The following is a 20,984-nucleotide window of genomic DNA, read 5'->3' as shown; positions in this document are numbered from 1 at the left end:
GGACTATACGCCTCTTTCGGCGGAGCGAACAGCTGCGATCCGCCTTCTCTACAGCGACACGGCTGTGAGTTGGGCCGGATCGAGCGGACGGTCTGCGTAGACGAGGCGCCAGACAGACGGATCGGGGTTGCCCGCATCCGGTGCCCTGTGGACGAGTTCGAGGCCGACCTTCTCGGCGACCTTCGCCGACGCATGGTTGTGCTCGACGAGATAGGCGATCACGGGGCGGTCGGGATCGACCGCGCGCGCCTGCTCGACAGCGGCGAACGCGAGTTCGGTGGCGTACCCGTTCCCGTGATGATCGGCCGACAGCCGGTACCCGAGGTTCCAGACCGCGTCGCCGAGGAGCGTGCACCCGCCGTTGCCGATCACCTCACCCGTGGAACGCACCCGGACCACCCACGATCCCAACCCGGCGCGGGCCCAGCTCGCCTCCCAGCGCGCCATGCCCGCAAGAGTGTCTTCCGGTCGCTGGTGCCGAAGCGACGGATAGTGCGTCCACACCCGCGGATCGGCGGAGATCGCGAACAGCGCGTCGAGATCGCCCTCGACCGGACGCGAGAGTCGAAGACGCGGCGTGAGGATGTCGTCCGTCATGCCACCAGGCTAGATCGCCCCTCTGACACCGGGACCACGGCATTCGGTGACCGCGGGAACCGGGATAATGGGCGGGTGAGCACACCTTCAGAAGGCACGGCACAGAGCATTCCCGGCTGGCGACACATCTACTCGGGCAAGGTCCGCGACCTGTACGCCTCGGAGGATCCGGCGGACACGCGCATCCTCGTCGTGGCCTCCGACCGCGTGAGCGCCTTCGACTTCGTGCTCTCCCCCGGCATCACCGAAAAGGGTGCCCTGCTGACGCGACTGAGCCGCTGGTGGTTCGCACAGCTCTCCGATTTCCCCAACCACATCGCCGAGGGCGAGCTCCCGGATGCGGTCGCCGATCGGGCGATGCTCGCGCAGTCGCTCGAGATGCTGCCGATCGAATGCGTCGTGCGCGGCTACATCACGGGGTCGGGCTGGGTCGAGTACCAGGAGAGCGGCACCGTCTGCGGCATTCCGCTGCCCGCCGGCCTGCAGAACGGCGACCGCCTGCCGGAGCCGCTGTTCACCCCGGCCTACAAGGCACCGATGGGCGAGCACGATGAGAACATCACGTTCGAGCGCGCCGTCGAGTTGGTCGGCGCCGCGCGCGCGGCCGAACTGCGCGACACCTCCCTCGCGATCTACGCCCGCGCGGCGGCGATCGCCGAGGAGAAGGGCCTGATCCTCGCCGACACCAAGTTCGAGTTCGGGACGGATGCCGACGGTACCCTGCGCCTGGCCGACGAGGTGCTCACGAGCGACTCCTCGCGGTACTGGGATGCGGAGGCCTGGCGCACCGGCACGACGCCGAACGAGCGGATGGCGAGCTTCGACAAGCAGATCGTGCGCGACTGGATGGCCGCGAACTGGGACCAGCAGGGCGAGCCGCCTTTGCTTCCGGAAGATATCGTCGCACGCACCGCCGACCGCTACCGCGAGCTGATCGAGCGCCTCGGCGCCTGAGCGCTCCCGATCGCCGGGTCCCGATCTCCGGGTCCCGATCTCCGGGTCCCGATCTCCGGATCCCGATCTCCGGGGTCCGACCTCCGCACGGATGCATGACGATCGGGCGGATGCATGACTCTCGGCCGCGGGACCCTCATGCATCCGTCGCTCACACCTGCAGGTGTGAGAGGGGTGAGCGTTCAGGGGAAACTCAGGAATCGGTAGTGTTGCTCCGGCACTCCTGCCATCCCCCGAACCTTGAGGAGCCCGCATGGCCCTGTGGAAGCTGCACGGAAACGGCCGCACGGTCGAGCCCGGCGCCGTCGTCCGTCCCGATGAGCGTCTGAACTGGCCCGCCACGATCGCGATCGGGCTCCAGCATGTCGTGGCCATGTTCGGCGCCACGTTCCTGGTGCCGACGCTGACGGGCTTCCCCGTTTCGACCACGCTGCTCTTCAGCGGCCTCGGCACGATCATCTTCCTGCTCATCACGAAGAACCAGCTCCCCAGCTACCTCGGTTCGTCGTTCGCGTTCATCGCACCGATCACGGCGGCCGTCGCTGCGGGCGGCACCGGCTCCGCCCTCGCCGGCGTGGTCGCGGTCGGTCTCCTCCTGGTGGTCGTCGGACTCGTCGTGCAGTTCGCCGGGCTTCGTTGGGTCGATGCCCTGATGCCCCCCGTGGTCGCCGGCGCGATCGTCGCGCTGATCGGCTTCAACCTCGCGCCGACCGCATGGAACAACTTCCAGATCGACCCGGTCACGGCCACCATCACGCTCGTCGCGATCGTCCTGTTCGCCGTGCTGTTCCGTGGATTCCTCGGGCGCATCTCGATCTTCCTCGGCGTCGCGGTCGGTTTCCTCTACGCCGCCTTCACGGGATCGTTCGACGTTCCCAATGCGCTGCGGGACGGAAAGACCCCGGCCGAGCTGATCTCCGAGGCACCGTGGGTCGGTCTGCCGCAGTTCCAGTTCCCCGACTTCGTCGAGCCGAACACCTGGTCGACCATCGCGATGTTCCTGCCCGTCGTGCTCGTGCTGATCGCCGAGAACGTCGGACATGTGCGCGGTGTCGCGACCATGACCGAGGACTCCTCCATCAACAAGCACACCGGTCGCGCGTTGATCGCCGACGGTGTCGCCACGACGATCGCCGGTGGCTTCGGTGGCTCTGGCACGACGACCTACGGTGAGAACATCGGCGTCATGGCGGCAACCCGCGTCTATTCGACGGCCGTGTATTGGGTCGCTGGTCTGTTCGCCATCCTTCTCGCCTTCTCCCCGAAGGTGGGCGAGGTGTTCAACTCGATCCCCGCCGGCGTGCTCGGAGGCGCCACCACCGCACTCTACGGCCTCATCGGCATCATCGGCATCAAGATCTGGGTCGACAGCCGCGTCGACTTCTCTCGCCCCGTCAACCAGTACACGGCTGCGGTCTCGCTCGTCATCGGCATCGCTGGCTTCTCCATGCAACTCGGCGACTTCTCCTTTGGCGGCATCGTCATCGGCACGGTGGCGGCACTCCTGATCTACCACCTGGGCAACCTGATCGCCCGCCTGCGCAAGACGGGTGCCGACGACCCGAAGCCGCTCGAAGCCGTCGGCCCGCTCGGCGGAGACCCCGCCTGATCACTCCCGCGCATACTCCGGTCGCACTCCGGTCGCACTTTCTGCCGCTCTCGGGCCTCTAAGACGACAGAAAGTGCGACCGGAGCAGGACTGGCTGCTCAGGAGATGAGGGCGAGAACGGCGTCAGCGGAAACCATCGCTGCGAGCTCTGCACGCTGCGACAGGATCCCGGCCCGGTGGGCGGCGACCGTGGTCTCCATCTTCATGGCGTCGAGGACCGCGACCGGGTCGCCCTCGCCCACATCGGCTCCGTCGTCGACGAGCCACCGCACGAGCGTGCCCGGAACCGGCGAGCGCAGTTCTGCCGGATCGGCCGTGGGCGTCTCCGTCGCAGGATCGGCCGGCCGACCGAATCCGGCCAGCAGCGCGGCGGGCAGTCCGAGCACGACCCGTCGTCCGTCGATCTCGACCGGGAAGCGCTGCAGAGCGGCCTCCGGCACGACTGCAGGCCGCGCCTGCGTCTCCAGCTTCGGCAGCAGAGCGCTCTCGATCCACTGCGTGTGCACCGCGAAGGACTCCGTGGCGAACGCCTCGTCGTCGAGCGCCATCACATCGAACGGGATCACCGTCGCCGGGCCTTCGACGGTGAGCTCGCGCAGAGCCCTCCGCGCGCGCACGATGGCAGCGTCGCGGGACTCGGCGTGCACGATGAGCTTGGCGATCATCGAGTCGAACGCCGGCTGCACGACATCCCCCTCTTCGATGCCGCTGTCCCAGCGCACACCAGGACCACCGGGGATCCGCAGCCGCTCGACGCGACCGGGGCTCGGCAGAAAACCGCGGCCGGGGTCTTCGGCGTTGATCCGGAACTCGAAGGCATGCCCGACCGGGTTCGGTGTCTCGACGATCGACGGGCCTTCCCCGAACGCGATGCGGAACTGCTCGCGCACGAGGTCGGTTCCGGTGACCTCCTCGGTGACCGGATGCTCCACCTGGAGCCGGGTGTTGACCTCGAGGAACGAGATGGTGCCGTCGGCCGCAAGCAGGAACTCCACCGTGCCCGCCCCGCGATACCTCACCTCACCGCAGATCGACCGCGCCGCATCGTGGAACCGTGTGCGCTGCTCGACGGAAAGGCCGGGAGCCGGCGCCTCCTCGATGAGCTTCTGATTTCGGCGCTGCATCGAGCAGTCGCGATCGCCGACGACCACGACGCCGCCGAGCCCGTCACCGAGCACCTGCACCTCGATGTGTCGCGGGCTCTCGAGGAAGCGCTCGACGAAGCACTCCCCCCGGCCGAACGCCGCGACCGCCTCACGGGTGGCCGCGTCGAAGGCCTCGGCGACCTCCGACAGCTCCCGCACGACCTTGAGCCCGCGACCGCCACCGCCGAATGCCGCCTTGATCGCGATGGGGAGTCCGTGCTGCTCGGCGAACGCCACGGCCTCCTCGGGCCCGGCCAGCGGTTCATCGGTGCCGGCAGCCAGCGGCGCTCCGACCTGCTGAGCGATACGGCGGGCGGTCATCTTGTCGCCGAGCGCGTCGATGCTCGCCGGCGTCGGTCCGATCCAGACCAGCCCCGCCTCCTCCACGGCCCGCGCGAACGCAGCGCTCTCCGAGAGGAATCCGTATCCGGGGTGCACGGCGGTCGCCCCGGACTTCCGTGCGGCGGCGAGCAGCGCATCGATGGAGAGGTACGTGTCGGCGGCAGTGACACCACCCAGTCCCACGGCCTCGTCGGCCAGACGCACATGCAGGGCGTCGGCATCCTGATCCGCATAGACCGCGACGGATGCGTACCCGGCTTCGGCGCAGGCGCGGATGACGCGCACCGCGATCTCCCCGCGATTCGCGATCAGGACCCGCTGCGTGGTCGGCACGGTCGACACGGTGGTCATGAGGACTCCTTGACGGTGAAGCGGAGGCGCACTCCCGGAGCCAGCTGACCTGCGAGGTCGAGACTGCGATCCGTGAGCGCTCCGATGATGGGGTATCCGCCGGTGAGCGGATGGTCGGGCAGGAACAGGACCGGCTGTCCGTCGGGCGGCACCTGGATCGCGCCGGTGACGGCGCCCTCGCTCGGGAGCTCTCCTCCGAGGGCGCGCTCGAGCGGCACCTGGCCCTGCAGTCGGATGCCGACGCGGTCGGAACGCGGCGTGACGGTCCATTCCTGACCGGTGAGGGTGTCGACCGCTGCGGTCGTGAACCAGTCGTCGCGCGGGCCGAGGGTGATCTCCAGGTCGACGAGATCCCCGGGGGCGGGGAGCTCGCGCGCAACGACGGACGGGTCGACGGCGTGCCGGCCGGCGTCGCCGATGGGGAGCACCGTGCCCGCTGTCAGTGCGAGGGGCCCGAGTCCGGCGAGGGTGTCGGCGGCGCGACTGCCGAGGGCCGGGGCCGCATCCACTCCACCGCGGACCGCGATGACGTAGCGCAGCCCGCGCTCGGGGTGACCGAGCGTCAGTTCGTCGCCGTCGACGGTGGCGAAGGGCTCGCCGTGCGTGACAGGACGAACGCCTCCTCCGGCCTCTTCCAGCGTGAGCGCGCCGGAAGCCCCTGTGACGGCGGCGACACCGGCTCCGCGGAACCGCAGCACGACACCCCCGACGCTCTCGAGAACCGCAGCCCGGGCCGTATTGCCCACTGCGCGGTTCGCGTCGCGCATCGCCCGGCGGTCCGCCACCCCGGATGCCGAGACCCCGAGCGCGGCATAGCCCGAGCGCCCGGCATCCTGCACCAGCAGCTGCAGCGACGCACGGACGACCTCGACGGCCGCCTCCGCGCCGCGACCCGCGCCCTCCGCATCGGCTGGAGTGGGTTGCGGCGCGGCTCGCCGGGCGGGCTCCGGAGAGCCTCCGGTTCGGTCCAGCCGAGCAGCGTCCAGCCCCACCACGTCCAGCCGAGCGGCGTCCAGCCGAGCCTCGTCCCGCACACGTTCGAACCGCACGGCGGTCCCCGGCGACAGCAGGGCGGGCGGGTCCCGGTCGATGTCCCACATCGCGGCATCCGTGCGTCCGATGAGCTGCCATCCGCCGGGGCTCTCGCGCGGGTACACCCCGGTGAACTCCCCCGCGAGCGCGACCGACCCGGCGGGCACGCGGGTGCGCGGAGACGCACGGCGGGGCACATCGAACAGGGGGTCGCTGCTCACGACGTATCCGAAGCCCGGGGCGAATCCGGAGAATGCGACCCGCCAGTGGGCAGCGAGGTGCCGGTTCACGAGTTCCTCCGCCGTCACGCCCAGCAGAGATGCCGCTTCCTCGAGGTCTTCGCCGTCGTACCGCACGGGCACCGCGACCTCTCCCGTGCCGGGCAGATGCGCGGTGTCGATCGGCGTCGCGGCGAGCGCGGTCGCAAGGTCGGATGCCGAGACGCGAAGCGGATCGAAGCGCACGAGCACGGTGCGGGCGCCGGGGATGCGCTCGACGATGCCGGGAATGCCCTCCCAGGCGAGGTTCAGACGCATCGCCTCGTCGAGGTCGTACGCCTCGACGAGAAGAGCATGATCGGATGCCGTGCGGATGCGCATCAGACGAGGTGCTCCGTGTTCATCGCGCGCCCGCGAACGGTGCGATCGTGATGCCTGCGTCCTGCAGCATCCGCTTGGTCGCAGCCGCCATCGCCACCGAACCAGGGCTGTCGCCGTGCACGCAGATCGACTGGGCGACCACGGGTACGTCGGTGCCGTCGATCGCACGGATCACGCCCTCCGAGGCGAGGCGCACCATGCGCTCCGCGACCGCATCCGGGTCGTGCAGCACGGCCCCTTCCTCGGTACGCGACACCAGCTGCCCGTCGGGCTGATAGGCGCGGTCGGCGAAGGCCTCAGCGGCGACCGCGAGTCCGGCGCGCGCGGCGACATCGAGCACGACGCCCCCGGAGAGCCCCAGCAGCACCAGGCTCGGATCGATCGCGCGGATCGCCGCCACGACGGCCTTCGACTGCCGTTCGTCGCGCGCGATCGTGTTGTAGAGCGCACCATGCGGCTTGACGTACGAGACCCTCCCGCCCACAGCGGCGGCGAGTCCCACGAGAGCACCGAGCTGGTACTCGACGTGCGCCTGCAGCGAGGCCGAGTCGATGTCGACCTTCGTTCGTCCGAAGTTCTCGTAGTCACGGTAGCCGGGATGCGCGCCGATCACGACGCCGCCCTGCACTGCTGCTGCGAGCGTCTCGCGGATGCCCTCAGGGCTCCCCGCATGGAACCCGCATGACACGTTGGCGCTCGTGACGAGGCGCAGCATGCTCGCATCGTCACTGACGATCCGGTCGGCGACGTTCTCGCCGAGGTCCGAGTTCAGGTCGATCGACGTCATGCGATCACGCTCCGATTCCGAGGAAGGCGAAGATGGGGCCGACCGAGACGATCCCCATGTACCAGGTGAGCAGCGTCACGAGCGTACCGGCGACGAGCAGCCACATCGGGTACTTCTTCGAGCCGAGCAGGTCCCGGCGGAACCAGCCGATGTACATGAACACCGTGAGTCCGATCGGCAGGATCAGGCCGTTGAAACCGCCGACGAAGACGAGGATCGCCGCGGGCGCCGTGCCGATCGACAGATACACCGCCAGCGACACCACGATGAAGGCGACGGTCGCCAGCTGCAGGGGCCAGCCGCCCTTGAGCTTCTTGGTGAAGGTGGAGAGGAAGGTGGCGGAGGTGTACGCCGCCCCGATGACCGAGCTGATCGCGGCGGCCCAGAAGATCGCGCCGAAGATGCGGAGTCCGGCATCGCCGAGCACCGCGCCGAACGCCTGACCGGCGGGGTTCGCGCCCTGACCGGAGAGGTCGAGCGTGACACCGGAGGCCACGACCCCGAGGATCGCGAGGAACAGCACGTAACGCATGACACCCGTGACGAGGATGCCGTTGGTCGCCGCACGCATCACGGAGCGGGCGTGCTCCGGTCCGGTGTGGCCGGAGTCGAGGTAGCGGTGGGCGCCGGAGTAGGTGATGTACCCGCCGACGGTTCCGCCGACGATGGTCGTGATGGTGGCGAAGTTCAGTTCATCCGGCGCGAACGTCTGGCGCAGGGCCTCGCCGATCGGCGGCTGCGCGATGACGGCCACGACCACGGTCATGACGATCATGCCGATGCCGAGCACGACCAGCACGACGTCCATCACCGGTCCCGCCTTCTTCACGAGGAAGATGATGATCGCGAGGGCCGCGGTGACGATGCCGCCGAGCTTGGTGTCGATTCCGAGCAGAGCGTTCAGTCCGAGCCCACCACCGGCGATGTTGCCGATGTTGAACGCCAGCCCGCCGATCACGACGAGCACGGCGATCAGGTGCCCGGAGAAGGGGATGGCGCTGTTGGCGAGTTCGCCGGCGCGCTTGCCCGAGGAGGTGATCATGCGCCAGACGTTCAGCTGCACCGCGATGTCGACGAGGATCGAGATGAGGATCGCGAACGCGAAGGCCGCCCCCATCGTCGCCGTGAACGTGGCGGTCTGCGTGATGAAGCCGGGGCCGATGGCGCTGGTGGCCATGAGGAAGATCGCGCCGATGACGGCACTGCGGCCCGCGCGCTTCTTGACGGACGAGAGGCGGGCCTCGTCCTCCGGGGAGAGGGAGGCGGTGGTCTGCTCAGACATGCGGGGGATTCCCATCGTCGTTGGTGGGTGTCGGGTGACCCCCAGTGTAGAACGGATAGAAACCGATTGTTCAACAATCATGTTACGGCCGTGCTACAGAGCGGTTGCTTTCGTGTCGCTACCGCCCGACGCGCGACAAAGGGGTTGGGGTGTGGACGAAGGGAGACACACCCTGGACAGAGGAATGGTCTTTCCCTCCGTCCAGGCCCGCCCTTCGTCTGTCGGCCAGACGGGGGACAGACAAGAGTCACGCGGGAGACAAGGATGGGAGAGACCCTGGGGAGCCTTGGGGGTGCCGATGACAAATGGGGGAACCTCCTGATCAATGCCGGAATTGCGCAGTGGGCTGTCACGGCAGTCGGTGTCGCTTGCGCTCTTCTGTGTGCAGGCACCGCAGGGCTGGGATGTGTGGCCTGCGTCGTCGCGACGGCTGGAGTGATCGGCACGACCGCGGGCACCTGCGTGGCTCAAGCGATGGCCTCCTAGGCCCCGCATGAAGGCACACTTCGCGCTACGCGCCACTATCATCGCCCTCCTGCTCCTCGCAGCAACTCTTCCGCTGCTCGCTCGGATCGACATCTTCCACGACGCGGTCTGGGCGTTCTGGGGCGTTTCTCTCGTACTGGTGATCGTTGCTCTCGCGCTTAGCATCAAGAACTTCGCGCGAAGGCAAGACGGACCACACGAAAGAAGCGAATAAGGAGAACAGAACGTGAGCAGCACTGTTCACTCATGCGAAACGCTCGGCTGTGTCTTGCAGCCGAGCGTTTTGCGTCGCTTGACCTGGGGGTAGGGGCGTGGAAACCGTTGGCAGTTACTCGATCGTGGGTCCGCACGCTGATGTACCGGTCTGCTGGTCCTCCTGCAGCCCGTCTTTACCGTGCACCAGGACGGCACGATTCGCCTCCACGTCCTCGCGGCTGCGCGCGAGGACCTGGACAGTGTCGGGCACCCGGCGGAGACGGGCGGGATTCGGGGCCCTCCCCAACTGTGCATGTCGGCAGCGCGGCCACCCGTAGACGATCCGACCACGGCGCCACCTACGATGAAGGCATGAACCAGCAGGGCGTGCTCGCCGACGTGCTCCGACAGCGCATCATCGACGGCGACTTCGCGCCGGGGTCGCGACTGTCGGAGTCCGCCCTCGCCGAGCAGTTCGACGTCTCGCGCAACACCCTCCGTGAAGCGTTCCGTGTGCTCGCCGAGCAGGGGCTCGTCGAACACATCCCGCATCGCGGCGTCTCGGTGGCATCCCCCACCATCGCCGACGTGATCGACATCTACCGCGCCCGCCGCGTGATCGAGTGCACGGCGCTGCGCCAGTCCGAGCCGGAGCACCCCGCCGTACAGCTCATGCGCGATGCCCTGGCCGAGGCAGAGGAGCAGCTGCCGCACGAGGACTGGCGGCGCATCGGCAGCGCCAACATGGCCTTCCACGACGCGATCGTCGCCCTCGCCGACAGCGCACGCCTCTCCCGCACCTACCGAGACGTCGCCGCCGAGCTGCGCCTCGTCTTCCTCGAGATCGACGAGCCGCGATCACTGCATGAGCCGTTCGTCCGGCGCAACCGCGCGGTGCTCACCGCGCTGCTGGAGCGCGGGCCCGAGGCGGCCACCGAAGAGCTCGAGCGCTACCTCACGGCATCCGAGCGCAGCGTGTTGGGGGCCTTCGCCCGCATGGGTCACCCCTGACCCCCGACCTCTCGCGACGTCGGACAGCACGTTCGACCAGAACAGCATTCGGTATTTCTGACCTGAGTGCATAAATCTGTGAACGTGCCGGGAGATGCCTTGCGATCCCGTGAAAGGCATGGTTACCGTGAGCGGACTTCGGGGCGATCGACGACGCAGAGTTGCCCGCCTTTCTCCCCGGGGGCCGCGCACCGAGGGGGCGCGCGGAATCGTTCAGATCGAAAAGGACCAGTACTTTGCGACTCACGAGAAAACTGGCGTTCGCCGCTACCGCGGCTGCTGCGCTCTGCCTCGGCACGGTCATCCCCGCTGCCGCGAACTCCGCACCCGACGCCGACGACATCCCCACCTTCCAGGAGTTCGAGGCGTCGACCTACCGAGACATCGACGGAGCCTACGTCGTCAACGGGGACGAGGTGATCTCCAACCAGGGCGAACTGCGGTCGTTCTACGAACAGCTCCTGGGCGCCGATCCCGTGACCAACGGCCTCATCGTCAACACGGTCAACAGCATCGACGACAAGTGGTCCGACGCGCAGGCGAGCGCCCTCACCTACTGCGTCAGCACGGCATTCGGTGCACGTCACGCCGACGTCGTGAGCGCGATGGAAAGCGGCGCCGCGCTCTGGGAGGCCGCATCATCGAAGATCGACTTCATCTACGACAGCAGCGCCGATGCCAACTGCACGACGCGCAACAACGCCGTCCTCTTCTCCGTGGAGCCCGTGCAGACGACGCAGTACATCGCCCGGGCCTTCTTCCCGAGCACGGCGCCGCGCCTGCAGAACGTCCTCATCGACGACTCGATCTGGACCCCGGGCTCGTCCTGGACCCCGACGAATGTGCTGGGTCATGAGCTCGGTCACGTGCTCGGCTTCCGCCACGAGCACACCCGCCCCGAGGCCGGCACCTGCTTCGAGGACAATAACTGGCGTCCGCTGACGCCGTATGACTCGTCGTCGATCATGCACTACCCGCAGTGCAACGGATCGTCCGCCGACCTGTCGATGACGAGCGTCGACACCGACGGAGTCGTCGCACTCTACGGAAACTGACACCGTTCACTCGAACGCTGTCGGAATCAGCGGGGTCCGGTCGTTCACGACCGGACCCCGCGTCCGTGCCGTTCGTCACGCGGATGCGTCCGCACGCTCCTCGTCCGAGCGCAGCGCCGCTGTCGCCCGAGGCCGCGGTTCACCGTCGCGGAGGGGGACCGGCGGCGCGATGGGCGTCGTCGGCTCCGGCAGACCGTAGCGCCGGAACATCCAGCGTCGCGCCTCCTCGAGCGGGTAGGTGTCGCCGAAGACGGCGGACTTCACGAAGACACCCTCGATCGTGCTGCGCAGCATGACCTCCTCGAGAGCCGGATCCTCCGCCCCCCGCGCGCGGAACAGGTCGCGAACCGCGTCTTCCGCTGCGGTCGCTGCCGCTTCGTGCCGCGCCTCCGACACCGCGAACAGCCGGTGCGTCGAGGGCTGCTGCTGCATCGCCAGCACGGCCCGCTGCAACGGAATCGCGTAGGCGGTCGCCGTGAGAGCGGCGTCGATCACCGCCGCGAGCATCTCGTCGGGGGTCCCCTCCACTCGGGCGAAGCCGAGCACCGTCTCGAACCAGCGATCGATCACGGCGATGACGAGCTGCTCCTTGCCACCGAAGTGGTAGTTCACGAGCCCCTGCGCGACACCCGCGCGCTGGGTGATCTCCGCGATGCTCGCACCCGCGACGCCGCGTTCGCTGAAGGTCTCGATCGCCGCCTGCAGGATGTTCTCCCTGGCGCGCTCGCGGGCCAGCCGGTTCTGCTCGTCGGAGCGCGCCATGTGGCATCCACCTCCCGAGTCCTGCCGGCTTGTCTTTTCCGAATCGCCCCCTGCCGTATAGATTACTCACTGAATACGCGTTCAATCTATGAACCGACACGGACTTCCCCCCCCCTGCCCAGGAGCATCAATGCACTCTCTCGCGAGCGTCGACTTCAACAGCGTCACCTCGATCTTCGAATGGCTCATCAGCCAGTGGTGGGCCTGGGCGATCGTCGGCGTCGTCGCGCTGTTCTTCCTCGTGAGCTGGATCCTCCCCGCGGCCAAGGTCAAGGCTTCGCCGGACTACTCGACCAGCGACACCGAGGCGAACGAGCTCGCGCTCGGCTTCCTGCAGATCGTGAACCTGCCCTCCGGATACTGGAACGATCCGACCGCCTCGCTCCTCGGCGACAGCGAGAAGAAGGTCCTGGTCGACCAATGGGGTGTGCACACACGTGACGACTGGCTCGCCAACATCGAGCGCCTCAGCACCGTCCGTCGTCGTCGCGAGGTGTGGATGCTCTACCTCGCCGTCCGCGTCGAGCTCGCCCAGCGCCTCGGACGCACCCCGAAGGCCAAGGAGTGGCTTGCCGCGATCGTGCAGGAAGGCGGGGACAAGCGCGATGCGCGCACCTTCGTCACCTCGATCGAATACGCCGAGTCCGAGGTGCGCAAGCGCGTGGGCAAGGACATCGTGACCCCCGGTCTCTTCGTGAAGACCCTCGACGGTTACGGGATCGGTCAGGCCGTCGCGATGACCACCTGGGGCGTCGCGCTCGGACACGGCGACGTCGCCGAAGCACGCGCGATCATCCACCGCATCAATATCGAGGCACGCCCGGCCTTCGAGTCGTGGGCAGACTTCGGTCTGAGCTACATCGTGGGCCGCGTGATGCACTGGTCGGACGGCAGTGTCGACGAGAAGTCGTTCGAGAAGTTCGGAGACGGCTGGTCCGACTTCCAGGCCGCGGCGACCGAGAAGCGCAACGGTCCGTGGGCGTCGCTGTCGTGGAGCCTGTAGCCGTCGATCTGGAACCGCTGCGAAGAAGCGCGGGCCTCCGCGACATCCTCACCTACGAACGCCTCTGCGGGATCCCGCCGCATCGCCGGTTCCTGGTGGTCCTGGTCGCCGTCCTGCTGTTCGCCGCCGCGATGCTGACGGGTCTGTGGTTCCTCGGGCGCGGCGACATCCTCACGGTCGCACCCATCCTCGGGGTGTTCGTGATCGGGTACACGGTGCTCGCCGCCGTCGGCTTCGTCTGGTGGGCTGTGGGTCTGAGCCGCCGGGTGAAGGTCGCAGCCTTCGCCTGGCAGAACGGCTGGGCCTACGCCGACGCACTCGAGCGAACCCGCCGCCCCGGCACCGCGTTCACGCGGGTCGTGCACGGGCGCGAACGTGCGGTGATCGCCTGCGATGACGAGCGGATGCCGTTCGAGATGGGCATGCACCATTCGGTCTCGCACGGCCAGGAGCGCGCGACGATCCAGCGCCCGTTCGCGTTCATCGAGCTGCCGCTGCCGGCACCCGTTCCGCACATCGTGCTCGCGAACCGGAAGCGCAGCATCATCCCCACGCTGGGTCTAGGGCGCGGGGCTGCGCGCCTGGACTTGGAAGGCGAGTTCGCGAAGACGTTCCGCCTTCTGGTGCCGAAGGGCTACCAGCAGGACGCGCTCTACATCTTCACACCCGACCTGATGGCCCGCGTGCTCGACCTCGGCTCGGGTGCCGAGATCGAACTCGTATCCGACCGGCTCTACGTCTACCTGCCTTCCGGCACGCGGTTCGACCGCGCCGAGACCATGGCGGCGGCGATCACCCTCGCCGAGGAGTTCCACCGCCGATTCGCGGCACGCACCGAGCTGTATCGCGACGATGACGCCGGAGACATCGCCGCCAGAGCGGGCGTGTCCATCGGCCTGCGTGGCCAACGGCTGGGCGGCCGCGGGATCTCCGTCTTCGCGCTCGCCGGCACAGCCGCGGTGCTGCTGCTGTCCGCAGGCATCACCGCGTTCTCCTTGTTCGGCGGTGATCTGCTGACGTCGATCTTCGGCTGACCTGCTCAGCCGACACCGACCCACGGCTGTGGGCCTGGCCCGGAGGGGGCGCCAGGGCCACAGCCGTGTTCATCCCCTCCGCCGCAGGGCACGCCCACCGGCGCGACCGCTCAGGCGGAGGCGCGGATCACCAGCTCAGTCGGCAGGATCGTCGTGGTCGGCGGCTCTTCGCCTGCCAGTCGCGACAGCAGGACCCGGGCCATCGCCTCACCCTGCGCGTACATCGGCTGGCGCATCGTGGTCAGCTGCGGATCGGTGGTGATGGCGACCGAGGAGTCGTCGAAACCGACCAGGGCGATGTCCTCCGGCACGCGCACACCCGCCGAGCGCAGTGCCGTCAGTGCGCCACGGGCCATGAGGTCGCTCGCGACGAAGATCGCATCCGGTCGTCCGCCGTCGAGCAGCCGTCTGGCGGCTTCCGCTCCGCTCGACTCGCTGTAGTCGCCTTCCTCCTCCGCATACGGAGTGAGTCCGGCGTCCGCGAGAGCCGCGCGGAACCCCTGCACACGATCTTCCGAGGCGACCATCGTGAGCGGACCCGAGATCGTGGCGATGCGCGTGCGCCCGATGTCGATCAGGCGGCGGGTGGCGTTCCTCGCTCCGGCCACGTTGTCGACATCGACGACGTAGTCGCCGTCGCGCCGACGCACGGGGCGTCCACCGAAGACGACCGGAACGGCATCCGCGATCCGATCGACGAACGCGTCGCTCGTGTGATGCGACACGATCAACGCGCCGTCGACGCCGCCGTTGCGCACGAAGCTGGTCATCTTGTCGCCAGGGTCATCGCTCGCGATGAGCAGGTTGAGCAGGTAGTCCGAGCCGCCGAGGGCACCCGTGATCCCGGCGACGATGGCCGCAAAGAACGGGTCGCCGAAGAAGCGGGTGGTGTCCTCCGGCACGATCAGGGCGATCGCGTGCGTCTGCCGTGAGGCGAGGGAGCGTGCCGCGCGGTTGGGCACGTAGTTCAGCTCATCGATCGCGGCGCGCACGGCGGCGAGGGCCTCCGGGCTCACGGCGGTCGACCCGTTCACGACGCGCGACACCGTCGATCGGGAGACACCGGCGGCGGATGCCACCTCTTCGATGGTCGCTCGGGGCGACATCAACGTACGCACTCTTCCATCGCCCTATTCTCACCGGTCGGCGGGCTGCGACGACACTCCCCCTCCGCGTCGCGCAAACTGCCGCCTCTCGACCCCGGACGGGACCGCTCCGACGATTCGAATCGGGAGCGACGCGCTGATCAGAGCGCGCGGTCGCCGATGATGCGCGCGTACTCCCGCCCCGAGTCCTTGAGGGTGCGCTCCTGGGTGTCGTAGTCGACGCGGACGATGCCGAAGCGCTTGTCGTAGCCCCACGCCCACTCGAAGTTGTCGAACAACGACCAGTAGAAGTAGCCGCGCACGTCCACGCCCGCCTCCGCGGCGTCGAGCACCGCACCGAGGTGCAGTCGCAGGAACTCGGTGCGATCGGCATCGTGCACGCGCGTCTCGCCGTCTTCGACCACCACGACGTCGTCGTAGGCCGCGCCGTTCTCGGTCATGTAGAGCACGGTGCCCGCGGGCTCGGCATACTCGGTCCAGACGCGCTGCAGCACCCGGGTGAGGCCCTCGGGCTGCACCTCCCAGTTCTGCGCCGTGCGCGGCAGGCCCCGCTCGACCGCGTGGATGTCGTCGCTCGACGGATAGGGGCTGCGCCGCTCTCGTTCGGTCTCTGGCTCCGCGGAGACGGGCCCTTCGACCGGCGCCGTGCCCGAGACGAGGTCGCCGTGGTAGTAGTTCACCCCTTGCGTGTCGATGTGCTGCGAGATCGTCTCGAGGTCGCCGTCATGGACCGCCGCCTCGAACCGTGCGACAGCCTCGGCGTCGACCGCACGGATGTCGTCGACGATGTCGGCCGGGTAGCTGCCGCGGTAGATGGGGTCGAGGAACCAGCGGTTGAACTGTCCGTCCACGCGCCGGGCCGCGTCGATGTCGGCCGGGTTCTGCGGATCGGCGGGGTCGGCGACCGTGTGGTTCAGGGTGATGCCGAGGTTGAGCGAGGCATCACGTCCACGGAGCTCCTGCACCGTCCTGCCGTGCGCGAGCAGCAGGTGGTGCGAGGCGAGCAGACCTTCCGCGATGCTGGTGTGCCCCGGTGCGTGCTCGCCGGCGGTGTAGGAGAGGAACGATGAGCACCACGGCTCGTTCAGCGTGGTCCACACGTTCACGCGATCGCCGAGCGCATCGTGCATGGTGCCCGCGTACTCGAGGAAGCGATCGACCGTGTCACGGTTCGTCCAGCCGCCCGCCTCCTGCAGCGCCTGCGGCATGTCCCAGTGGTACAGCGTCAGCCAGGGCAGGATGTCGGCGCTGAGCAGTTCGTCGACCAGGCGCTCGTAGAAATCGACACCGGCCGCGTTCACCGCTCCGCCGTCGGGGCGCACCCGCGACCACGACGTCGAGAAACGATACGTCTGCAGGCCGAGCTGCTTCATGAGCGCCACGTCCTGCGGGTAGCGGTGATAGTGATCGCAGGCCACATCGCCGTTTTCCGCACCGATCACGGCACCCGGCTCACGCGAGAAGGCATCCCAGATGGATGCGGTGCGCCCGTCCTCGAACGCCGCCCCTTCGATCTGGTACGCGGCGGTGGCGGCGCCGAACAAGAAGTTCTCGGGGAAGGAGCGGGTCATAGGGGTCATCCTTTCACCGCGCCCGCCATGATGCCACTGACCAGCTGGCGTCCGGCGACCACGAAGAGCACGAGCAGCGGGAGGGTCGCGAGCACCGCGCCGGCGAGCACGATCGAGTAGTCGATGTAGTACCCGGACTGCAGCTGGCTGAGCGCCGTCTGCAGGGTCGGGTTCTGCGGGGAGAGCACGATGAGCGGCCACAGGTAGTCGGTCCACGCGGTCATGAACGTGAAGAGTCCGAGGATCGCCATGGCCGGCCGGGCGGCGGGGAGCCCGACGGTCAGGAAGGTGCGGAACTGGTTCGCCCCGTCCATCCTCGCGGCCTCGATCAGCTCGTCCGGGATGACGTCGACCAGATACTGCCGCATGAAGAACACGCCGAACGCGGTGACTAGCGTCGGAACGATGACCGCACCGATCGATCCGGTCCAGCCGAGCTCGCGCATCAGCATGAACAACGGGATGATGCCCAGCTGCGTCGGGATCGCCATGGTCGCGATCACGAAGATCATCAGTCCGTCGCGGCCCTTGAAGCGCAGCTTCGCGAAGGCGTAGCCCGCGAGCGTCGAGAACGTCACGACCGAGAGCGTGATGATGCCCGAGATGAGGAACGAGTTGCCGAGGGCGAGCCAGAACGGGATCGCGTCGAACACCCGAGCCGCATTGGCGAGGAAGTTGCCGCCGGGGATCAGCGGGAGCGTCTCACCTCGCGTCGCGTTCGTGCCGCTGGCGACCACGACCGACCACCACAGCGGGTAGACGCTGCCGATGATGAACGCGGCCAGGAGGCCGTAGGTGAGAAAGCCGGGGCGGCTGCCGATGCCGGCGGTACCGCCGGCGACGGCTCGGCGCCGGCGGATCTTCTCGGGGACGCTCAGCGCCTGGGTGGCGGTCATCGCGCGTTCTCCTCGGTCGTGGTGGCGATCGTCGATCCGGCGGCGGCCCTGCTCGCCGCCGATCCGGTGGTGCGCGCGCGGCGACGGGCCGCACGGCTCTTAGGGGCGTCTCCGGTGGAGATCCGCCGGGAGATGAGGAAGTTGATCACACCGATCCCGACGATCAGCAGGAACAGCAGGATCGCGACGGCGGACGCCTCTCCGAGGTTTCGTCGGAAGAACGCCAGCTCCCACAGGAACAGCACCGTCGTCTGGAACTGGCGGTCGCTGCCACCGATGCCGCCCGCGGTCGACACGTCGAACAGACGCGGCTCGGCGAAGATCTGCAGCCCGCCGATCGTCGCGGTGATGATGACGAAGATCAGGGTCGGACGGATCGTGGGGATCGTGATGGAGAAGAAGCGTCTCGCCGCTCCCGCCCCGTCGAGCGCCGCGGACTCGTACAGGTCGCGCGGCACGGCCTGCATCGCGGCCAGCAGGATCAGGGCGTTGTAGCCCGTCCAGCGGAAGTTCACCATGACAGCGATCGCGATGTGCGACAGCGCGGTGTTGTGCTTCCACTCCTGGTCGGCGATGCCGATGAGGTTGAGGAGGTTGTTGGCCAGGCCGTCGGCCTCGTTGAAGATGCTCGAGAAGATGATGGCGACGGCGACCGGGGTCACGACGAACGGGATCAGCACGCTCATCCGCCAGAAGGTCGGCGCCCGCAGGCCGCGGTCGAGCAGGTAGGCGATCACGAGGGCCACGGCCAGCTGCGGGATCGCGGAGAGCAGGAAGATGCTCAGGGTGTTGCCGATCGAGTTCCAGAACATCCCGTCGCCGAGGATCTCGACGAAGTTGCCGACACCGACGAACTCCCCCTCGCCCTTCAGCAGATCCCACTCGTGCACGGCGACCCAGACCGTGTAGAGCAGGGGGAACAGCCCCACCAGCCCGAACAACAGGAAGAACGGCGAGATGTAGAAGTACGGTGAGGCGTTCTGGTCGAACCGTGAGACGCGGTGGCGCCAGGAGGGCTTCGACGGCGCATCCTTCGCCGGGGATGCCTTCTCGCGGTTTTCCGCGGGCGGGGCGGTGAGAGTCATGGGGTGTCCTTGTCCCGGAGTTCCGAGGAGTCCCGGTCGCAGTTCCTGTCGCCGACCGTGGGGCGAGGCGACAGGAACTGCGACCGGAAGGGGGATGTCAGCCGACGAGGTCGTTCAGCAGACCGACGGCCTGATCCCAGGCGCCCTGGGTGTCGGTCTCGCGGCGATCGAGGCTGCTGAGCGCCGGGCCGAAGACGTTCTCCTGGATGACCGAGTCATCGGCACCCTTGAACTGGGCCACGACGCCCTTGGCGCGCTCGGCGAGGATCGCACCGGTCGGGGCGTCGTTGAAGAAGGCGTTCGGCGTCGCGTCGGCCGCGAGCGTCTCCTGCGCCTTGATCGTCGAGGGGAAGTTGCCGGCAGCAGCGGACTGCTTCACCTGCTGCTCGGGCTGCGTCAGCCAGTCGGCGAGTTCGGCGGCCGCCTTCTTGTGCTGCGACGACTCCGGGACCGACAGGAACGCACCGCCCCAGTTGGCTGCGCCTCCGGGGAACACGTCGGCGAAGTCCCATCCGGTCGACGCGTCACCGCCGCCGGCTTCGACCTGCCCCTGCACGACGCCGAGCATCCAGCCCGGGCACACGAACGTCGCGAAGGTGCCGTCGACGAACGACTTGCCGCCGTTCCAGTCCCACGCCGTCTGCGCGGCGGACTGCCCGCCCTCGGTCGCGGCGCCCAGGAGCTCGAAGCGCTCCTTGAGCTCGGCGTTGTCCTCGACGTTCAACGTGCCGTCGGCGGCGTAGTACCCCTCGTCCAGCTGGTTGACCATGGCGTTCCAGACGAAGCCGGAGTGGTCGTACCAGGCCTTGCCGGTCTTCGCGGTGTAGTCGGCGCCGACCGCGAAGTAGTTCTCCCAGTCGCCGTTCAGCAGCTCGGCCACCGACTCGCGGTCGCTCGGGAGCCCCGCCGCCTCGAAAGCAGCGCCGTTGTAGCAGATGCCGCTCGGGCCGATGTCGGTGCCGTATCCGATGACGCGACCCTCGGCGTCGGTCGCCTGACCGTACTTCCAGTCGACCCAGTCGTCCTTGCGGTCTTCGATGCCGTAGTCGCGCAGATCGACGAAGGTGTCAGAGACGTCCATGATGGCGCCGAGCCAGCCCTCTTCGATCGCGACCACGTCGCTGAGGCCGGAACCGGCGGCGATCTTGGTGAACGCATCGGTGCGGGCGTTGCCGCCGGTGTCGATGTTGGTCGCCTCGATCTTGACGTTCGGGTGCGCCTTCTCGTACTCCTTGTAGAGGTCTTCGTAGCCGAAGGTGCCGAACGTGGTGACGGTCAGTGTGACCTGTTCGTCGGCGCTTCCTTCCCCGGAATCTCCCGTGTTTCCGGAGCAGCCGGCGAAGGCGAGGGCAGAGACGGATGCCACGGCGGCAGTCACGAGGATCCGGTGGCGGGCACGTGTGTTCACAGTTCACTCCTTTGTGGTGGTCGTGCGGTGTGTGGTGCTTCGGGGTGCCGTGGGAGCGCTCCCACGAACTGACCAGTCACTCTATGGGAGCGCTCCCACGGTGTCAACCCGACCGACGCGGGGTACCCTTGGGCAGTGCCCGAAGCCACCCTGTCCCCCGCCCTCGTCCGCGCCGAAGCCCTGATCCGCAATGTGCCGGACTACCCGCAGCCGGGCATCATCTTCCGCGACATCACGCCGCTCCTCGCCGACGCCGAGGCCCTCCGCGTGACGACCGAGGCGATCATCGAGCCCTTCGCCGGGCAGTTCGACGTGATCGCGGGCATCGAGGCGCGAGGGTTCATCCTCGCCAGCGCCGCCGCCATCGCCGCAGGCGTCGGACTCATCCCGATCCGCAAGGCCGGCAAACTCCCCCGGCCCGCGGCATCCGTCGACTACGCCCTCGAATACGGCACCGCCACGATCGAGATGCACGACGATCTGCCGGCCGGATCCCGCGTGCTGCTCATCGACGACGTGCTCGCCACCGGAGGAACCCTCGCCGCGGGGCGCGAGCTCGTCGAGCGCCTCGGAAGCCACGTCGTCGGCATCTCGGTGCTCTTCGAGATCGACGGTCTCGGCGGCCGCGAGGCAGTCGGCGACCTGCACACCGTCTTCCACTCCGCGTAGTCGGT

The 20,984-nt window shown here is 68.2% G+C and carries 18 protein-coding genes; 7 read left to right on the top strand and 11 right to left on the bottom strand.

Annotated features, from left to right (window positions below; genetic code table 11):
- Positions 1-48 precede the first annotated feature (48 nt).
- Positions 49-597 carry a GNAT family N-acetyltransferase gene (locus tag ACP699_RS13600; RefSeq protein WP_426171807.1) on the bottom strand — a complete coding sequence of 183 codons (549 nt, stop codon included), beginning with the start codon at positions 595-597 and terminating at the stop codon, positions 49-51.
- A 75-nt stretch (positions 598-672) separates the two neighbouring features.
- On the opposite strand from ACP699_RS13600, the gene ACP699_RS13595 reads away from it, so the two are divergent.
- Together ACP699_RS13595 and ACP699_RS13590 are read left to right on the top strand one after the other, a co-directional pair.
- Positions 673-1,551: a phosphoribosylaminoimidazolesuccinocarboxamide synthase gene (locus tag ACP699_RS13595; protein ID WP_426171805.1), complete on the top strand. Its 879-nt coding sequence runs from the start codon at positions 673-675 to the stop codon at positions 1,549-1,551.
- Positions 1,552-1,804: 253 nt separating this feature from the next.
- Complete coding sequence (locus tag ACP699_RS13590) at positions 1,805-3,160, top strand: uracil-xanthine permease family protein (protein WP_302794464.1); 1,356 nt, start codon at positions 1,805-1,807, stop codon at positions 3,158-3,160.
- Between the two features lie 98 nt (positions 3,161-3,258).
- Here ACP699_RS13590 and ACP699_RS13585 read toward each other — a convergent pair whose 3' ends face one another.
- Genes ACP699_RS13585 through ACP699_RS13570 form a run of 4 tightly spaced genes read right to left on the bottom strand, consistent with a single transcriptional unit; the run spans position 3,259 to position 8,698 of the window.
- Positions 3,259-4,998: an acetyl/propionyl/methylcrotonyl-CoA carboxylase subunit alpha gene (locus ACP699_RS13585; protein WP_426171803.1), complete on the bottom strand. Its 1,740-nt coding sequence runs from the start codon at positions 4,996-4,998 to the stop codon at positions 3,259-3,261.
- The gene (locus tag ACP699_RS13580; RefSeq protein WP_426171801.1) at positions 4,995-6,629 is read right to left on the bottom strand and encodes a carboxyltransferase domain-containing protein; all 1,635 of its coding nucleotides are present in this window, start codon (positions 6,627-6,629) and stop codon (positions 4,995-4,997) included. The genes ACP699_RS13585 and ACP699_RS13580 overlap by 4 nt, the downstream gene beginning before the upstream one ends.
- A 19-nt stretch (positions 6,630-6,648) precedes the next feature.
- Positions 6,649-7,416: a LamB/YcsF family protein gene (locus tag ACP699_RS13575; RefSeq protein WP_055869342.1), complete on the bottom strand. Its 768-nt coding sequence runs from the start codon at positions 7,414-7,416 to the stop codon at positions 6,649-6,651.
- 4 nt (positions 7,417-7,420) lie between these two features.
- Entirely contained in the window at positions 7,421-8,698 is a 1,278-nt protein-coding gene (locus tag ACP699_RS13570) for an NRAMP family divalent metal transporter (protein ID WP_055869339.1), read from the bottom strand.
- A 1,053-nt stretch (positions 8,699-9,751) separates the two neighbouring features.
- On the opposite strand from ACP699_RS13570, the gene ACP699_RS13565 reads away from it, so the two are divergent.
- Positions 9,752-10,390 carry a GntR family transcriptional regulator gene (locus ACP699_RS13565; protein ID WP_017831303.1) on the top strand — a complete coding sequence of 213 codons (639 nt, stop codon included), beginning with the start codon at positions 9,752-9,754 and terminating at the stop codon, positions 10,388-10,390.
- A 236-nt stretch (positions 10,391-10,626) separates the two neighbouring features.
- Positions 10,627-11,445: a matrixin family metalloprotease gene (locus ACP699_RS13560; protein ID WP_055869336.1), complete on the top strand. Its 819-nt coding sequence runs from the start codon at positions 10,627-10,629 to the stop codon at positions 11,443-11,445.
- 75 nt (positions 11,446-11,520) lie between these two features.
- Here ACP699_RS13560 and ACP699_RS13555 read toward each other — a convergent pair whose 3' ends face one another.
- A complete protein-coding gene (locus ACP699_RS13555) occupies positions 11,521-12,207 on the bottom strand; it encodes a TetR/AcrR family transcriptional regulator (RefSeq protein ID WP_235563379.1) in 687 nt (228 codons plus the stop codon).
- A gap of 130 nt (positions 12,208-12,337) precedes the next feature.
- Here ACP699_RS13555 and ACP699_RS13550 point away from each other — a divergent pair, with 130 nt between their 5' ends.
- Both ACP699_RS13550 and ACP699_RS13545 read left to right on the top strand, forming a co-directional pair.
- Positions 12,338-13,210, top strand: a complete 873-nt coding sequence (locus tag ACP699_RS13550) for a DUF1266 domain-containing protein (protein WP_426171797.1) — start codon at positions 12,338-12,340, stop codon at positions 13,208-13,210.
- On the top strand, positions 13,183-14,244 hold the full coding sequence (locus ACP699_RS13545) for a hypothetical protein (protein WP_288969574.1): 1,062 nt from the start codon (positions 13,183-13,185) through the stop codon (positions 14,242-14,244). The genes ACP699_RS13550 and ACP699_RS13545 overlap by 28 nt, the downstream gene beginning before the upstream one ends.
- A gap of 110 nt (positions 14,245-14,354) precedes the next feature.
- On the opposite strand, the gene ACP699_RS13540 is transcribed toward ACP699_RS13545, so the two are convergent.
- The 5 genes from ACP699_RS13540 to ACP699_RS13520 all read right to left on the bottom strand — a co-directional run bounded on the left by ACP699_RS13540 (position 14,355) and on the right by ACP699_RS13520 (position 20,310).
- Positions 14,355-15,350, bottom strand: a complete 996-nt coding sequence (locus ACP699_RS13540) for a LacI family DNA-binding transcriptional regulator (RefSeq protein WP_127483329.1) — start codon at positions 15,348-15,350, stop codon at positions 14,355-14,357.
- A 140-nt stretch (positions 15,351-15,490) separates the two neighbouring features.
- The gene (locus tag ACP699_RS13535) at positions 15,491-16,921 is read right to left on the bottom strand and encodes a GH1 family beta-glucosidase (protein ID WP_426171795.1); all 1,431 of its coding nucleotides are present in this window, start codon (positions 16,919-16,921) and stop codon (positions 15,491-15,493) included.
- A 5-nt stretch (positions 16,922-16,926) separates the two neighbouring features.
- The gene (locus tag ACP699_RS13530; RefSeq protein ID WP_055869331.1) at positions 16,927-17,817 is read right to left on the bottom strand and encodes a carbohydrate ABC transporter permease; all 891 of its coding nucleotides are present in this window, start codon (positions 17,815-17,817) and stop codon (positions 16,927-16,929) included.
- A complete protein-coding gene (locus tag ACP699_RS13525) occupies positions 17,814-18,902 on the bottom strand; it encodes a carbohydrate ABC transporter permease (RefSeq protein ID WP_426171792.1) in 1,089 nt (362 codons plus the stop codon). The genes ACP699_RS13530 and ACP699_RS13525 overlap by 4 nt, the downstream gene beginning before the upstream one ends.
- Before the next feature lie 97 nt (positions 18,903-18,999).
- Positions 19,000-20,310 carry an ABC transporter substrate-binding protein gene (locus ACP699_RS13520; RefSeq protein ID WP_426171790.1) on the bottom strand — a complete coding sequence of 437 codons (1,311 nt, stop codon included), beginning with the start codon at positions 20,308-20,310 and terminating at the stop codon, positions 19,000-19,002.
- Positions 20,311-20,445: 135 nt separating this feature from the next.
- Between ACP699_RS13520 and ACP699_RS13515 the strand changes: the two genes are divergently transcribed.
- A complete protein-coding gene (locus ACP699_RS13515) occupies positions 20,446-20,979 on the top strand; it encodes an adenine phosphoribosyltransferase (RefSeq protein WP_017831296.1) in 534 nt (177 codons plus the stop codon).
- Positions 20,980-20,984: the final 5 nt, after the last annotated feature.

The sequence above is a fragment of the Microbacterium sp. DWRC1-3 genome (genome assembly GCF_049896645.1).
In the GTDB taxonomy this organism is placed as follows: Bacteria; Actinomycetota; Actinomycetes; order Actinomycetales; family Microbacteriaceae; genus Microbacterium; species Microbacterium maritypicum.
The sequence above is the reverse complement of the archived record's forward strand: the minus strand, read 5'-3'. Positions and strand labels throughout refer to the sequence as shown.

Coding starts and splice junctions, on each gene's coding strand:
- ACP699_RS13600 (WP_426171807.1), bottom strand. CDS start 597: ATGACGGACGACATCCTCACGCCGCGTCTTCGACTCTCGCGTCCGGTC.
- ACP699_RS13585 (WP_426171803.1), bottom strand. CDS start 4,998: ATGACCACCGTGTCGACCGTGCCGACCACGCAGCGGGTCCTGATCGCG.
- ACP699_RS13530 (WP_055869331.1), bottom strand. CDS start 17,817: ATGACCGCCACCCAGGCGCTGAGCGTCCCCGAGAAGATCCGCCGGCGC.
- ACP699_RS13580 (WP_426171801.1), bottom strand. CDS start 6,629: ATGCGCATCCGCACGGCATCCGATCATGCTCTTCTCGTCGAGGCGTAC.
- ACP699_RS13570 (WP_055869339.1), bottom strand. CDS start 8,698: ATGTCTGAGCAGACCACCGCCTCCCTCTCCCCGGAGGACGAGGCCCGC.
- ACP699_RS13555 (WP_235563379.1), bottom strand. CDS start 12,207: ATGGCGCGCTCCGACGAGCAGAACCGGCTGGCCCGCGAGCGCGCCAGG.
- ACP699_RS13550 (WP_426171797.1), top strand. CDS start 12,338: ATGCACTCTCTCGCGAGCGTCGACTTCAACAGCGTCACCTCGATCTTC.
- ACP699_RS13535 (WP_426171795.1), bottom strand. CDS start 16,921: ATGACCCGCTCCTTCCCCGAGAACTTCTTGTTCGGCGCCGCCACCGCC.
- ACP699_RS13525 (WP_426171792.1), bottom strand. CDS start 18,902: ATGACTCTCACCGCCCCGCCCGCGGAAAACCGCGAGAAGGCATCCCCG.
- ACP699_RS13540 (WP_127483329.1), bottom strand. CDS start 15,350: ATGTCGCCCCGAGCGACCATCGAAGAGGTGGCATCCGCCGCCGGTGTC.
- ACP699_RS13575 (WP_055869342.1), bottom strand. CDS start 7,416: ATGACGTCGATCGACCTGAACTCGGACCTCGGCGAGAACGTCGCCGAC.
- ACP699_RS13590 (WP_302794464.1), top strand. CDS start 1,805: ATGGCCCTGTGGAAGCTGCACGGAAACGGCCGCACGGTCGAGCCCGGC.
- ACP699_RS13565 (WP_017831303.1), top strand. CDS start 9,752: ATGAACCAGCAGGGCGTGCTCGCCGACGTGCTCCGACAGCGCATCATC.